Here is a 14,502-nt window from a genome sequence, read left to right as displayed (position 1 = left end):
ATCTTGCAGATAGCAGGAGGGATTTTCCGGATAATTCATCCTCTGCCCCGGACCGGGGCAGCGGTAATAATGCCGGCTCCCGCAGCTCGACTTGCGATTCCGGCAACAGTTCGGATTCCAGCTGCGATTCGGGTTCATCATCTTCAGATTGGGCGCTGCATGATCCGGCAACGGGCAAACCCACTGCGGGCCTCATCCAGCGCCCGCCCGCCATGCCGGATAAGCAGCTTCTCCGCCTTGCGGCCTTTCACGCTGTCGGCATCTTCTCGAATTTCGGCACCTCCGGATCCAGGTAATCCCAAGCGTGGCCGGCATCGGTCCAGGACACCAGTTGTGGCCGGTAGCGGCCGGGGTCATCAAGACTGGCCGGCGTAACGATGAACACATCCGGCATGGCCGGGAATGTCAGATAAACCGGTGAACCGCATGTCGGGCAAAAAGCGCGCTGCTTCACGGTTCCGCCATCGCCGATGGTCTGCCAGTGGGAAGCCTCGCCTTCGACCTTTATCTGGGCCGCAACAAAAGTCAGGTGTGATTGATGCCCGGTACCGCTATCGCGCTGGCATTGCCTGCACTGGCAATCAACCATGACGGCCGGTTCGCCAGAGATCTCGTAGCGGATCGCGCCACAGGCGCAACCACCGGTATAGGATGTGCTCATGCTCTTCTCCCTGCTCTTCAATGCAACGTTGGTGTAGAAGCTGTTTCGGTAACCACCGTATCGAGTTTGCTGACCACCTTCTTCCAGCCTTCGCTCATGTTGCGATAGGCGGTGTCATTCTTCGGCAGCACAAAACCTTCATGCACCAGACGCAGGCGTGTGCCCGCGTCCGTTTGCGACAGGGTGAAGGTAACCACCGTTTCCAGCTTTGAGCCGTAGCCATCATTGCCTTCGTGACCACCCAGCCACGCATAGGACAAGCGCTCATTCGGCACGACTTCCAGCACCTCACAATGAATGATGCCGTCCCATTGACCCGCTGGCGTGGTCTGAAAAGTGAAATGGCTGCCAACCACAGCTTCGAATCCTTGCGGAGCCATCAACCAGCGCCCGATCAGCTCACCGCTGGTCAATACTTTCCAGATGAGCGCCGGCGCATGCGGAAAAATCTCGTCGACCACGATGGCCTGGGTCTGCGGCGTTACGGCTTGGTTCATGGGTCGATTTCCTTCAGCAGGTTTCTCAGGTTGGCAAAGCGTTCGCGCCAGAAAACACCATAGTGGCTCATCCAGTCAGCCAGCGGCGCCAAGCCATCCGGTTGGGCGCGGTAATAAACATTGCGGCCCTCGGGGCGCTCGCAGACAAGGCCAGCCTGTTTCAATGCCTTCAGGTGCTGCGAGATAGCCCCCTGGGTAACGCTGCTGTTACGGGTTAGCTCGACGACGGTGATTTCGTCCGAATTGACAATGCGCTCGAACACTGCCCGCCGGGTAGGGTCAGCAAGTGCACGCATGACAGCAGTGATGGTCTCTGTTTCACTCATGGAAATACAATAGTAATGACTAATCAATTAGTCAATGCTATTTGATAACTACCCGAGATGAGCCGGAAACATGATTGTCGCTGTTTTGCGTAGCCCTGATGGTTTCGGCAATGTGAATCGCATTCCGCCCTTCGCGGCCCAGTGTCGGCGCATGCCGACATGGCAGCCTGTGATCTGCCTGCACAACTTAGGCTGGTCCCCTTGCTGTTTTGATCATTTGCAGCCCACACACTCTACCCATTGTCCTACCCGGTGGAGCGCCCTATGGCCGATGGCGAACTGACATCCGCTGCATCCTGTAGCACCGTACCAACCATTGAACCCGATTCTTCCTCGCATTCCTCCTACCAGGCGCAGCGGCGCTCGCTGCTGCTGGCAGTCGCGGGGGCGGCTGCGATGACCATGCTGCCACGCTGGCTGGTGCCCATCGCCGGTGCGCAGCCACCGGCTACCGCGGTAACAGATGACCTGAACAAATTCCTCAGCCTGTCGAAACTGCTGACCGGCAGGCCGCAGCTGGATACCACCGTGGGGCAGCGGCTGTATGCGTTGCTGGGCACCACCGATCGCGGTTTTGCGCATAAGGCGGCGCAGCTGTGGCAACAGGCGCGGCTGCTCAAGCCGGCAGATGCAGCGGCACTGCAAATGGCCGTCAAGAATGATCCGGCATTGTCGGCAACGCTGATGAGCATCGTCGGTGCGTGGTATCGCGGTGGCACGCTGGGTACGCAGCCAGGGCAAAGCAGCCGGGTGGTGGCGTACGAGATGGCGCTGGGCAACAACGTGGTGCGCGATGTGGTGACCATCCCCAGCTATTGCCGCGCCGCGCCCGGCTACTGGAAAACCAATCCCGCGCTGAAGCCGGGCCAGGCCGTGGTGGCCTGAGCAACTCATGGAAGCGCATCGTGGCAAATACTGAATCTGCCGATATCGTTGTGGTTGGTTCTGGCGTGGCCGGCGCGCTGATTGCGCATCAGCTGGCCAGCAGTGGCGCATCGGTACTGTTGCTGGAAGCCGGTCCGCGACTGGAGCGCTGGCGCATTGTGGAGAACTATCGCAATACGCCGTTCAAGGATGATTATTCTTCGCCCTACCCGCCTGCCGTGCATGCACCGCACCCGCAATACGCTCCGCCTAACGATTACCTGATCCTCAAGGGCACCCACAAGTACAACTCGCAATACCTGCGGGTGGTGGGCGGTACCACCTGGCACTGGGCGGCGGCCACCTGGCGTTTCCTGCCGGTGGATTTCCGCATGCAGTCCACCTATGGCGTGGGGCGCGACTGGCCGCTGGCGTATCAGGACCTGGAATCCTTCTATGCCAAGGCCGAGATCGAGCTGGGCGTTTCCGGCCCCAACGACGGCACCGATCTGGGCTCGCCGCGCAGCCGCCCTTACCCGATGGATGCATTGCCGCTGTCGTGGAACGACCAGCGTTTTCAGGAGGTGTTGGGCGGTAACGGTTTCCGGGTGGTATCCGAGCCGGTGGCACGCAACAGCCGCCCCTACGACACCCGCCCAACCTGTTGCGGCAACAACAACTGCATGCCCATCTGCCCGATCGGCGCCATGTATGGCGGCATCGTACATGTGGAAAAAGCCGAGCGGGCCGGTGCGCGCGTGCTGGCCAACGCGGTGGTCTACAAGGTGGAGCTGGACGCCAAAGACCATGTGGCGGCTGTTCATTACAAAGACCCGGCCGGGGTATCGCACCGGGTAAGCGGCCGGCAGTTCGTGCTGGCCGCCAATGGCATCGAGATACCCAAGCTGTTGCTGATGTCCACCGACAAGTACAGCGCCGGCGTGGCCAACCGCTCTGACCAGGTGGGGCGCAACCTGATGGATCACCCGGGCACCGGTGTGACCTTCCTTGCCAACGAGGATTTATGGCCTGGCCGTGGCCCGATGGAAATGACTTCTATCGTCAACCTGCGCGATGGCGATTTCCGCAGCGGCTACGCCGGCAAGAAATTGCACCTGAACAACGGCGCGCGCGTGCGCCAAGCCACGGAAACGGCGCTGGGCATGGGCCTGGTGGGGCCGGCGCTGGATGCGGAAATCCGCCGCCGCGCGGCACGCACGGTCAATATCAACAGTTTCCATGACATCCTGCCCAACCCGTACAACCGCATCGTGCCGAGCAGCAGCCAGCGCGATGCGCTGGGCCTGGCCCGCCCCGAAATTACCTACAGCATCGATGACTACGTGCAGAAAAGCGCCGTGCATACGCATGAAGCCTACGCGCAGATTGCCCAGCTGTTTGGCGGTACGGAAATCTATTTCGATGACGAATTTGCCCCCAACAACCACATCATGGGCACCACCATCATGGGAAGCGACGGCAACAATTCGGTGGTGAATGCCGATTGTCGCACCCATGACCACGACAATCTGTGGATAGCCAGCGGCGCCGTCATGGCCAGTGCGGGCACCGTCAACTGCACGCTGACCATTGCCGCGCTGGCATTGCGCATTGCCGATGCCCTGCAGAAGGAGGCCGCATGACATCCCGCCTGCCCACGTTGCTGCTTGCGGCCTTGCTTCCCGCTTTGTCTGGCGCTGCGGCATGCGCAGCGGATGCCGATGTCGAACGGATCAAGCGCGGCGAATACCTGACCCGTGCTGCCGATTGCATTGCCTGCCACACCGCCGAAAAATCCCGCCCGTTTGCCGGTGGCTACGCACTGCAGACGCCGCTGGGCACGATTTATGGATCGAACATCACGCCAGACCAGGAAACCGGGATCGGCAGCTGGAGCGACGATGATTTTTACCGTGCGCTGCATGATGGCATCGGCAAGGACGGACGCCATCTTTATCCGGCCATGCCCTACAGCGCATATACCAAACTGAACCGCGACGATGTACTGGCCATCAAGGCCTACCTGTTCAGCCAGCCTGCGGTGCGCAACCCGGTGGCGCAAACAGGGCTATCGTTTCCATTCAACCAGCGCTGGGCCATTGCCGGGTGGAAAGCCATCAACTTCACCCCCGGCCCGCTGGCCGTACCGGCCGGCAAGGACGTGCAATGGACACGCGGTGCGTATCTGGTAGAAGCGCTGGGCCACTGCCAGGAATGCCATACGCCGCGCACTGCCACCTTCGGGCTATCCGGCAAGAAGCGCTACGCCGGCGGCGAGATCGACGGCTGGCAGGCTTACAACATCAGCAGTGATCCGCTCAGCGGGCTGGGTAGCTGGAGCGATCAGGCGGTACTCGATTACCTGCGTACCGGCAATGCCGCCAACCATGGCCAGGCAGCGGGGCCGATGGCCGAAGTGGTTGAAAACAGCCTGCGCCATCTGGAAGAAGCCGATTTGCGCGCCATGCTGCGCTACCTGCGGGAAATCCCGCCGGTACACGATAGCCGCGACAGCAAGCCGCGCATTGCCTGGGGCAACCCGGCCGGGGATGAAGCCCGCCTGCGTGGTAGCAGCGGCATCAGCCTTGGCAATACCGCAGGCAGTGCCGCCGAGCTCTTCAGCGCCAACTGTGCCAGTTGCCATGGCGCCAGCGGGCAAGGCAGCGAAGATGGCTACTACCCTGCACTGCTGCACAACAGCACTACGGGGGCACGTGACCCGTCCAACCTGATCCAGGTGCTGCTGCATGGGGTAACGCGCGACGATGGCAAGGATGTGCGCTTCATGCCCGGTTTCGGCGATACGCTGGATGATGCCGAGCTGGCGCAGCTGACCAACTATGTACGCAGCCAGTTCGGTAACGCACCGGCAGCGGTCACCGGCAAGGATATCGGCCAGCGGCGCGCCGGTAATGCCGGCAAGCCCTGGCTGCTACAGGCAGTGCTGGTAGGCGCCATCCTGCTGCTGGTGATCGTGCTGGCCTTGCTGCTGCGGCCACGCCGCAGCAAACCGGTGCGCATCGATATCGATGTATGACCTGGCAGTTGCCGCTGAGGCAACGACCGGCCAGCTTCCCCTTTCGACCCGCTCTGCGGGTCGTTTTTTTGTCCTGCGTTATCCCACAACGCCTTCAGCAGCGCGCTGATCTTCCTGCTGGCGTGCATGCCCCACAATGCGCCACTACTCTGCAACAGCGACAAGCAACATTCATGAACCCTATGATCCATTTCGACAAACCCGTACACACAGGCGAAACCGAAGCCTGGCTGCCGCAAAGCCTTGCCACGCTGGAAGCCGCACTTGATTACGTGTACGTGAAGTTCAAATCCGGTGCCAAGGTGCATCGCCCCACCTGGGCCAAGGTGCATACGCAGCTGAACCAGGCTGTAGCCAACCCCAGCACCGCAAATCTGCATGCAGCACGCGCCAGCTTGCAGGAAGCGCTGGCCACCACCGCCATCCGCGCGGAAGCGGAACTGGCGTTTCCGCTGCATGGCATGACACCGCTGTGCGGCCGGGCGATGTATCACACTGCTTGCCGTTGAACGCGGGCAACACGGTGGCCCGGCAATGAAACACCAACTGAGGGCTCACCCGGGGCCTGCAATCAGCGACTGAGATAATTGCAATCCGGGGCGACGCTGCTACGCTGCGGATCTGGCAGCCTCACCGATCCGGGTGGATCCCACATCGCTTGGCTCGCCAGCCTTGCAGGCCGCTTTATGGCCAGCGTTCGAGCGCACGATCACGGTATCCGACACCGAGCAGTTGCAGGCAAGATCCTAATCTATCCCTCCAGTTCGCAAGCGACATGCCGTTCACCAGAATTGGCCTTGTTCATGATGAAACGGCCAGCGCATCGTTTTTCGCCTGGAATCCGACAGCACTGAACCGTTTTTTGATCCGCGCCTTGTAACCTGTGGTGTCGTCCAGATGCAATGATTCGCCTGCAACCATCCAGCGATGGCGGACTGCACAAGGTGGTAACAGGCGCGGGCCGATCTGGCGCCAGTCTTCATTACTTCCGCGGAATCCGTCCGTGCAAACACCAGCATGCGCTGGCGCAAACATCAGCCTTGCACCATCTGAACAGCGCTTCGTGCTTGGGCGTATGGCCAATCGAAAGACTGCTGTGATGCGCTTCGTTGGCAGTCAACGCAATGATGCGTGCCTATGGGGAAACGACAAACTCTGCATCGATATCTGCTGGCCGGGCCACTTGGCGCAATACCCTGACGATTGTGCCTGCCACGGGTAGCCGTTAGCTTTATCCATGAAAAAACCGGACCCTGTGTCCGGTTTTTTCATATGCCCACATCGCGCGGCAGGCAATGCTATCGGGGATGCCCGCGAAGCAGCAAAGGCAACAGGCCATGCATCATTGCTTGATCAACCCGCAACGATCAACGCGCAATCACATCGTGCTCGCGTACCACCGTCACAGCCACAAGCGGCCGGGTGCCTACGAGGCCACCAACCACACCAGCAATGGCGCCCAGCAACATGGCTAGCGCCGTATACAGGGCGGTTTTTGCAGCAGCGGATGCTGCTTCGTCCGATGCCACCTTCAACTTGCCCTGGGCATTGCGATAATCTTGCTCCCATTGTGCAACGCGCTGATCGGCCTGTTGTTCGGTCAGGTGGGTGCGGCCGGCAACCAGCTGCACCAGCGCCTTACGGTCTCGTGCGTATTCGTCGCTGCCCGGTTGATCACCCACCATGCGCGCCACCGCATGGCGGATATCGGCATCCGCGACGATGAAGCGCGCAGCGCGGGTTTCGCTGGCGACATTGGCAGCAGCGATTTCGCTCTCCGATCCATCGGGCGGATTTTGCTTGAGGAACGCCTGCACTTCCCGGTGCACATCCAGCAGCGCTTGCTGCGACGGATCGATCTCGCCATAGCTGCGCCGTTCCAGCCGGCTGGCATCGATGGTGACGCCGGCAAGATTGGCACTGGCCAGCACACTGCGCGCCACGGTGGTGGAGACCGCAATCACCATGCCCACCCCCAGCACCGAAACCAGTGCCCATACCAGGAAACCACGCAGTGCACCATCACGCTTGTCGGTGGTGTGGGACAACTTGGCTGCAGTCCAGCCGCCCAAGATCAGCGCGATCAGGCTGGACAGGCCCCACCACAATGCAGTGCCCAGGCCGATCACTGCTGCGGGCGGTGCATTATTTGGTAACGTGCTGCTGGCAATACTGAACCCCAGCCCTGCGCCCAATACGGTAAAGAAAAGCTGCACGGCAAAGGTGATGATCACGCCGGCAAACACCGCGCCCCATCCGGCACGTGGTGCGCCGCGATTGGCATTGTCGTAGAGGGCTGGGTCGCTGGCGACGTCGAGGGTGATATGGCTCATGGCTGATCCTCATGGTTGGATGACGCCCGCCCTGTGGCGGTTCTGCTGCCATTTCACGCTTTTGCCGGGGATACCAATGCCGGACTGATCAACCGCCGGGTGTGAGCCTGTGACGATACTGCTGCCAGCAGCGGCCTACATGTGCGGCTGTGCTGCTGCAGACTGCTGATGGGCGGAAATGGCAACGTGGCGAATGGTTCCCCATCGGGCTTTGCCATTCGCCACTTTGTGCCACTTTCCTGCCACCGCAGCGCGGGTCAATGCAGGGTTCTGTTGCCGTGCATGATCATTGCGCCGGTGGGGCTGCGCGGTGGCAGCCTGGAAAAGTACGGTGCATCCTGGCCGGGATCTACTGCCGGATCGATGCGCTCGTCTTCACGGCGGCCCGGTGGCCGTGGCGGCACGCCCACCGGCACCGGATCTGGCGCGCCCGGCGGCAACGGGTCGGTGATCGGCGGATCAACGATAACCGGGTCGATTTCCGGTGGGCGCGGGTAACCAGGCTGCGCCGGCGGCTGGGTGGCTGGCGGCGTGGTTTGCGGTGGCGGCAGATCCGCCGGGCCGGGATAGGTACCTGGTTGCATGAACCAGGGAGCAAGGTATGGCTGTCGGGCGCACACCGGATGTTGGGCATTCATGAGGCAGCTCCTGCGTAAACGCATTTGGTGCAGCTATCGTGAACTCCTCGGCACGACGTTACCGTAGGCAGAACACCGATAAGACGGTCGGATGCGGGAGCGTGTGCATGCCCGCAGTGCGACATCCCGCTGCGGCACTGGCAGGGCTTCCGTCGCCTCACACAGAACAGGACAAACACCGGCAACACGATAGCGCCTGCCACTGACAGGCATCGCTGCGCGCCGCAATCACGATGAGATGATTCCCCCGGCATGCATCGCCTGCCGGGGAGGTTTTCAATCGAAGGAGGCGGCAATGGAACAAGGGCGGATGGAAGCGGGAGAAAGCGCATTTGCCTGGTGGCAGCGCGGCATCGTGTACGAGGTATACCCTCGCTCATTCCAGGACAGCAATGGCGACGGCATCGGCGATCTGAACGGCATCCGCCAGCGTTTGCCTTACCTGCAATGGCTGGGCGTGGATGCGTTGTGGATACCCCCGGTGTATACGTCACCGATGGCGGATTTCGGTTACGACGTCAGCAATTACTGCGACATCGAGCCCATGTTCGGCACGCTGGCCGACATGGATGCATTGATCGCAGATGCACACGAGCGCGGTATCCGCATCATTCTGGATTTCGTGCCCAACCATACTTCCGATCAGCATCCGTGGTTCGTGCAATCGCGTAGCAGCCGCGACAATCCCTATCGCGATTGGTATATCTGGCGTGATGCCAAGCCCGATGGCAGCCCGCCCAGCAATTGGTGGGCGCATCTGGGCGGCATTGCCTGGACGCTGGATGAGCCGACCGGCCAGTATTACCTGCATTCCTTCCTGCCCCAGCAGCCGGACCTCAACTGGCGCAATCCCGCCGTATTGCAGGCGCTCAAGCAGCAATTGCGCTTCTGGCTGGAGCGCGGCGTGGACGGCTTCCGCATGGATGCGCTGATGCATCTGTACAAGGATGACCAGTTCCGCGATAACCCACCCAACCCCGACTGGCTGCCGGAAAAACAGGCCGAGCATGATCAGGTGATTCCGCTGCACACGCTGAACCTGCCGGAAAACCTGCAGGCGGTTGCCGCAATGCGCAGCTTGCTGGATGAATTCGACGATGATCGCATGATGCTGGGCGAGCTCTACCTGCAGACCAAGGACCTGGTGGCGTATTACGGCGAGCGCGGCCGTGGTGTGCAGCTACCAACCAACTCCACGCTGATCCTGCATGCATTCGAACCGGCACAGATCAAGGAAGACATCCGCGATTACGAGTTGGCGCTACCCGCCTACGCATGGCCGAACTGGTCGTTCGGCAATCACGACCGGCCACGTTTTGCCACCCGCGCCGGCACCGATCATGCGCGCTTGGGCGCCATGCTGCTGCTGACGCTGCGCGGCACGCCCATCATCTACTATGGCGACGAGCTGGGCATGACCGATGTACCGGTGGCGCCGGAAAACCTGCAGGACCCGTTCGAGAAGCGCTCGCCCGGCAAGGGGTTGGGGCGTGACCCGGTACGCAGCCCCATGCGCTGGGATGATAGCGAGCACGCCGGCTTTTCCACTGCGCAGCCGTGGTTGCCGGTGGGCGACGGCTATCAGGCATTGAACGTGCACCAGGCACAGGCCGATCCGCATTCTCTCCTCAATCTGTACCAGCGGCTGATCGAGTTGCGGCGCACGCATATTGCACTGGCGGTGGGCAGCATCACGCTGCTGGAGGCCCCTGCCGATATCGTGGCTTACGTGCGCGAGCATGCCGGTCAGCGCATTGCCGTGGTGCTCAATTTCTCCCGCAAGGCGCGTGCGTATTCCCATCCGCTGTTTGCGGATACCAAAGTATTGATGACCACGGATGGCATGGAAGACCAGTTTGGCAATGCGCTGAAGCTGTCACCCCTCAATGGGGCCATCCTGCAGTTGCGTGCAGCACCGCCGATTCCGGTCTTGCTGTAGCGGCGGATTTCAGGCTTTGGAAGGCAAAGAAACGGGGTGCGATGGCACCCCGTTTTCATCTGGCCGAACCATGCCGCCAATCTAGGCCAGCCGGAGCCGATCAGAACGCCACTTCGATGATTACCCCTTCATGTGCGCGCAGTGCGAATGCCTGATCCACCTGCTCACCCTTGCGATCAAGGAAGCTGGACAGCAGTACCTTGCCAGAAATCAGGTTGTGGTGCGGCACCGGGATATCGTTTGCCGTGAAATTCAGCAACACCAGCAGGCGGGCATTGTCCTGCTCGCGCAAGAAGCCCAGCACGCCATCGGGCGTGGAGAAACCGCGATAGCTGCCGATGGCCAGCGCCGGTTGCTCGCGCCGCAATGCCAGTAGTGCGCGGTACAAGCCAAGCAGCGAATTACGCTTGGCGGCTTCGCCCGCTACGTTGGTGGAAGGATAATCCGGTGCCACCGGCAGCCACGGCGCTGCCCCGCTGAAGCCAGCATTCGCTTCATCCGACCACTGCATCGGACTGCGCTCCGGATCGCGGCCCAGGCCCTTGCCGGGCTGTTTCTTCTCGAACGGATCCTGCACCAGTTCAGGCGGTACATCGATATCGTGCATGCCGATTTCATCGCCGTAGTACATGGTGGGCGTGCCGCGCAGTGTCAGCAGCAGCATGGCGGCAACGCGTGCCTGGTGCTTGCCGATACGGGTGAGGATGCGATGATTGTCGTGGTTGCCCAGCACCCAGTTGGGCCAGCCGAACGGCGGCAATGCGGTCTCGTAATGATCGACCGCGGCACGGATTTCCTCGGCTTTCCACGGCAAGGCGATGAGCTGGAAATTGAATGGCAGGTTCACGCCATCGCCACCGGTGCCGTAATAGGTGACCAGTTTTTCCACCGGCAGATAGATTTCGCCCACCATCATGCGCTCGTCGTACTCATCCAGCAGCTGGCGCATCTTGCCAATCACCTGATGTACTTCGGGCCGGTCCGTGGTGTAGGTGGTGAGCGTCATGTTCTGCTCACCCATCGATTCGTTGTATTGCGGATTGGGCGGGTTGGCGCGGAAGTCTTCGTCCTTGATCAGGTGCCAGATCACATCCACGCGGAAACCGTCCACGCCGCGATCCAGCCAGAAGCGCATCACTTCCAGCATGGCCTGCTGCACCGCCGGGTTACGCCAGTTGAGGTCGGGCTGCTCTTTCAGGAACGCATGGTAGAAATACTGGCCGCGCTGCGCATCGTATTCCCAGCCGCTGCCGCCAAAACTGGACAGCCAGTTATTGGGTGGGCCGCCATCCGGCGCCGGGTCGCGCCAGATATACCAGTTGGCCTTGTCGTTATCGCGTGATGCACGCGATTCCGTGAACCACGGATGCGCATCCGAGGTGTGATTGGGCACGAAATCGAGCACCAGCTTCATGCCGCGGCCATGCACATCCGCAATCAGCGCATCAAAATCGGCCAAGGTGCCGAACAGCGGGTCGATGTCGATATAGTTGGAGATGTCGTAGCCGAAGTCAGCCATCGGCGACGGGTAGATCGGCGATAGCCACACCGCATCCACGCCCAGCCATTGCAGATAATCCAGCCGCTGACGGATGCCGGCCAGATCGCCGATGCCGTCATTATTGCTATCCTGGAATGATCGCGGGTAGATCTGGTAGATGATGCCTTTCTGCCACCATAGATGTTGGTCTGTCATGGGTTCACCTTGCTGTATTGAAAACGGATACCCCGCCGGCGCCGCAGGCGGGGTGTAAAGGGGGCCGGTTCAATGCACCCGGTTCAATGCACGATATGGGCAAGCCTTTTTGCCCGTCGCATGCGCGGGGCGACGGGCACGAACTGGGCAGAGAGCTGGCGGCTGAAGCGCGATAGCGCATCGCTTTGCATGGTGCTCAGCTTCATCAATCGTGCTTCGAAATCCGCAGCGGACTCGCACCAGCGCGCCAGATTGGTAAGACTGCCGCCGTAACCATCCACCAATTGCTGTGCGCATTGGCGCAGCGCCTGCAACAGTGCCAGTTCGACATGCTGGCCGGTATCCCGGGCCAGCATGGCCTGTACGCGCGCCGGCTCTGGCGTGCACAGCGCGCTGGCGAAGGCCAGACCATGGGCCTTCAACGCGCGGGCAGCCTGCACGCCGTGCTTTTTGCCGCCCTCGCCTTGCAGGAACGCGGCCAGAAAATTTTCGAAGATGGCAGCTTCATCCAGTGGATGGCTGCGCCGGGCATTGCCAGTACGGGTTTGCTGCAGGTGCTGGACGGGCATCGTGCTTCTCCTGGCTGGGCCGAATCACTCCCACTCTATGTGCTTTTGCCACGCGGGTTTGACGGACAAACACCGATAGCCTTGTCACCTTTTTGCCCCTTTTTGCCCGCATGCGTGTCACAGCAAGGCTGACAACACCGCTGTCATACAAGTGCAACGGGCAAGGAATGTCTGACATGGCCTTGAGCGACATCCACGATGGCGGCAGGGCCGCTGCCTACAGGCATCGGGTAGCGCGCTGCCTACACTGGATGCATATGATCTGGTGCACTGGCCTGGCCGCGGTTGCGGCGATGTCACCGCGCCGCAGCTGAAGGAGAACCGCCATGGCAAGCATGTATCCACAATCCCCCAATCCCGCCAACAGCCGCGCTGCGTATGCAGACGAAGTGGCAGAAAATCGCCACCGCAGCGGCGCACGCGTGATCAATGCGCCGGCATTCCAGGCTGGCGGCCCAAGCCCCAACCTGCTGCTGGCCGACGCACTGAAAGGCAACGAAGTGATCAATACCCAAGGCGAACACCTGGGCGAGATCAAAGGCATCATGCTTGACGTGGGCAGTGGTCGCATCGTGTATGCGGTACTCGCCTTCGGCGGGTTCTTTGGCTTGGGCAACAAGCTGTTCGCTGTGCCATTCAGCGCGTTCCAGATCGACATCAGCAACAACCTGCTGGTGCTCGATGAAAGCCGTGATCGGCTGAAAAACGCGCCCGGGTTCGACCAGGATCATTGGCCGAGCCTGGCGGACGAACGCTGGACCAGCGAGGTCGATGCGTTCTACGGCCTGCCCAAGCGTAATCGCTGATTGCGCGCTGGTTGATGGTAGTGAACACGGCGCCTGTGGGCGCCGTTTTGCATGGTGAAACCAGAATCGGCAGCTCGCCCACAGCAGTTGCCGGAGGAATCCGACATAGCGCATTGCCGTAGCTTCCTACAATCGCCACCAGGTCTGCAATTGGCTTACCCGCATCGAACAGAGGAGCTTCATCATGTCCCAGCCCATTGGTACTGAACGTACCGGACAAACCGCTACCCCGCAGCTGGCCCCGCAACAGGTGCGGCTGGAAGTGCTTTACTGCGGCATCTGCCATGCCGGGAACGAACGGCAAACACACGCGCAGGCTTATCCATGCATGCCCGGCCATGAGGTGGTTGGGAGGGTGTTGGCAGTGGGCTCGGCCGTGCGCCGCTTCAAGGTGGGTGATCTGGCCGGGGTGGATGAGGCGGGCATCGACGGTTTCCCGGGCCAGGCCAGCACCCTTGCAGTTGCGGAAGACGCGTTGCTGCATATCCCGGAAACGCTGGATCTGGGCCTGGTGGCCCCGCTGCTGTGCGCTGGCGTCGCCACATACTCACCGCTGCGGCACTGGAAAATCGGTCCGGGCAAAAAAGTAGGTGTGATCGGCATGGACGGGCTGGGCCACATGGCCATCCTGTTTGCCTCTGCAATGGGCGCGCATGTGGTACTGCTGACCGAGGCTGCCAATCAGTTGCAATCCGCCGTGGCACTGGGTGCGGACGAAGTATGCGTGGCCACCGACGAAGCGGCGCTGGCGGCGCACGACAGCAGCTTTGACCTGATCCTGAGCACCATCCCTGCGCGCAATGATGTACGGCCTTACGTGCGCTTGCTCAAGCGCGATGCCACGCTGGTGCTGGTGGGCGGTGGTGCCGGCACGGTGCAACAGGCAGCTGAGGCCGATCTGCAACGCCGGGTGAATGAAACGCAGGCGGTACTCGATTTCTGCGCTGCGCATGATATCGCCGCCAATATCGAGGTAATCCCGGTGCAACGGATCAATGCGGCGTATGAAGGCCTGCATATGGATGACCTGGCATACCGCGCCATCAGCGATATCCCCTCACTCAAGGCACGCCCTGCCGAAATGCTGGCCGCATTGCACACAGCACGGGCATGATCGGGGCTGGCTCCGCAAGCAA

General features: G+C 61.2%; 15 protein-coding genes. 7 read left to right on the top strand and 8 right to left on the bottom strand.

Annotated features, from left to right (window positions below; genetic code table 11):
- Positions 1-247: 247 nt before the first annotated feature.
- Genes IGB42_RS11560 through IGB42_RS11550 form a run of 3 tightly spaced genes read right to left on the bottom strand, consistent with a single transcriptional unit; the run spans position 248 to position 1,454 of the window.
- On the bottom strand, positions 248-661 hold the full coding sequence (locus IGB42_RS11560) for a GFA family protein (protein WP_159671670.1): 414 nt from the start codon (positions 659-661) through the stop codon (positions 248-250).
- Between the two features lie 17 nt (positions 662-678).
- Positions 679-1,158 (bottom strand): SRPBCC domain-containing protein, encoded by a 480-nt coding sequence (locus IGB42_RS11555; protein WP_159671668.1) that lies wholly within the window; start codon positions 1,156-1,158, stop codon positions 679-681.
- Positions 1,155-1,454 (bottom strand): helix-turn-helix transcriptional regulator, encoded by a 300-nt coding sequence (locus tag IGB42_RS11550; protein ID WP_201799909.1) that lies wholly within the window; start codon positions 1,452-1,454, stop codon positions 1,155-1,157. Before IGB42_RS11550 ends, IGB42_RS11555 begins: the two co-directional genes overlap by 4 nt.
- 294 nt (positions 1,455-1,748) lie before the next feature.
- On the opposite strand from IGB42_RS11550, the gene IGB42_RS11545 reads away from it, so the two are divergent.
- The 4 genes from IGB42_RS11545 to IGB42_RS11530 all read left to right on the top strand — a co-directional run bounded on the left by IGB42_RS11545 (position 1,749) and on the right by IGB42_RS11530 (position 5,894).
- Positions 1,749-2,369 carry a sugar dehydrogenase complex small subunit gene (locus IGB42_RS11545; protein WP_159671664.1) on the top strand — a complete coding sequence of 207 codons (621 nt, stop codon included), beginning with the start codon at positions 1,749-1,751 and terminating at the stop codon, positions 2,367-2,369.
- Between the two features lie 20 nt (positions 2,370-2,389).
- Complete coding sequence (locus IGB42_RS11540; protein ID WP_159671662.1) at positions 2,390-3,991, top strand: GMC family oxidoreductase; 1,602 nt, start codon at positions 2,390-2,392, stop codon at positions 3,989-3,991.
- 764 nt (positions 3,992-4,755) lie between these two features.
- On the top strand, positions 4,756-5,385 hold the full coding sequence (locus IGB42_RS22665) for a cytochrome c (protein WP_374705051.1): 630 nt from the start codon (positions 4,756-4,758) through the stop codon (positions 5,383-5,385).
- Between the two features lie 173 nt (positions 5,386-5,558).
- Positions 5,559-5,894: a hypothetical protein gene (locus IGB42_RS11530; RefSeq protein WP_159671658.1), complete on the top strand. Its 336-nt coding sequence runs from the start codon at positions 5,559-5,561 to the stop codon at positions 5,892-5,894.
- A gap of 292 nt (positions 5,895-6,186) precedes the next feature.
- Here the strand turns inward: IGB42_RS11530 and IGB42_RS11525 are convergent, their stop codons facing one another.
- The 3 genes from IGB42_RS11525 to IGB42_RS11515 all read right to left on the bottom strand — a co-directional run bounded on the left by IGB42_RS11525 (position 6,187) and on the right by IGB42_RS11515 (position 8,356).
- Complete coding sequence (locus IGB42_RS11525) at positions 6,187-6,420, bottom strand: hypothetical protein (RefSeq protein ID WP_159671656.1); 234 nt, start codon at positions 6,418-6,420, stop codon at positions 6,187-6,189.
- A gap of 332 nt (positions 6,421-6,752) precedes the next feature.
- Entirely contained in the window at positions 6,753-7,718 is a 966-nt protein-coding gene (locus IGB42_RS11520) for a hypothetical protein (RefSeq protein WP_159671654.1), read from the bottom strand.
- A 257-nt stretch (positions 7,719-7,975) separates the two neighbouring features.
- A complete protein-coding gene (locus IGB42_RS11515; RefSeq protein ID WP_159671652.1) occupies positions 7,976-8,356 on the bottom strand; it encodes a hypothetical protein in 381 nt (126 codons plus the stop codon).
- 295 nt (positions 8,357-8,651) lie between these two features.
- Here IGB42_RS11515 and IGB42_RS11510 point away from each other — a divergent pair, with 295 nt between their 5' ends.
- Entirely contained in the window at positions 8,652-10,295 is a 1,644-nt protein-coding gene (locus tag IGB42_RS11510; RefSeq protein ID WP_159671650.1) for an alpha-amylase family glycosyl hydrolase, read from the top strand.
- Positions 10,296-10,395: 100 nt separating this feature from the next.
- Here IGB42_RS11510 and IGB42_RS11505 read toward each other — a convergent pair whose 3' ends face one another.
- Entirely contained in the window at positions 10,396-11,991 is a 1,596-nt protein-coding gene (locus IGB42_RS11505; protein WP_159671648.1) for an alpha-amylase family glycosyl hydrolase, read from the bottom strand.
- An 83-nt stretch (positions 11,992-12,074) separates the two neighbouring features.
- Positions 12,075-12,560, bottom strand: a complete 486-nt coding sequence (locus tag IGB42_RS11500; RefSeq protein WP_159671646.1) for a hypothetical protein — start codon at positions 12,558-12,560, stop codon at positions 12,075-12,077.
- Positions 12,561-12,886: 326 nt separating this feature from the next.
- Here IGB42_RS11500 and IGB42_RS11495 point away from each other — a divergent pair, with 326 nt between their 5' ends.
- Entirely contained in the window at positions 12,887-13,366 is a 480-nt protein-coding gene (locus tag IGB42_RS11495; protein ID WP_236822552.1) for a PRC-barrel domain-containing protein, read from the top strand.
- 184 nt (positions 13,367-13,550) lie between these two features.
- A complete protein-coding gene (locus tag IGB42_RS11490) occupies positions 13,551-14,480 on the top strand; it encodes a zinc-binding dehydrogenase (protein WP_159671644.1) in 930 nt (309 codons plus the stop codon).
- The last annotated feature ends 22 nt before the right edge of the window (positions 14,481-14,502 follow it).

Source organism: Andreprevotia sp. IGB-42 (assembly GCF_009848685.1).
Lineage (GTDB): Bacteria > Pseudomonadota > Gammaproteobacteria > Burkholderiales > Chitinibacteraceae > Andreprevotia.
Note: the sequence above shows the minus strand (reverse complement) of the source record. Positions and strands in the feature narration are given on the sequence as shown.